This window comes from Sedimentibacter sp. B4 (genome assembly GCF_000309315.1).
In the GTDB taxonomy this organism is placed as follows: domain Bacteria; phylum Bacillota; class Clostridia; order Tissierellales; family Sedimentibacteraceae; genus Sedimentibacter; species Sedimentibacter saalensis.
Genome location: NZ_CANG01000901.1, coordinates 1 through 267, shown reverse-complemented (window position 1 = coordinate 267; position 267 = coordinate 1). Strand labels below are relative to the sequence as shown.

The window sequence follows — 267 nt, the reverse complement described above, 5'->3', positions numbered from 1 at the left end:
CCGCCCGCACGCACGTCGAAGCCGAAGTTCCGGATCGACGCGGCGAACCTGCTGATCAGCGACGTGCCGGAGCCCCGCGACTCGCTGAAGCTGCGCGAGTTCGCCACCGCCCGGCTGGGCAAGGACGTCTTCGACCTGCACCACGTGGGCTACGCGCTCCCGGACGGCCGCGCGCTCGTGGACCACCTGGACTGGTCGATCGGCCCCGGCGACCGGATCGGCATCGTCGGGGTGAACGGATCCGGCAAGACCACGCTGCTGCGGCTG

At 71.5% G+C, this 267-nt stretch carries 1 protein-coding gene; it reads left to right on the top strand.

The annotated features are described in order from the left end of the window. The coding region (locus BN358_RS24610) for an ATP-binding cassette domain-containing protein (protein ID WP_157593535.1) at nucleotides 1-267 on the top strand (267 nt) is incomplete at both ends.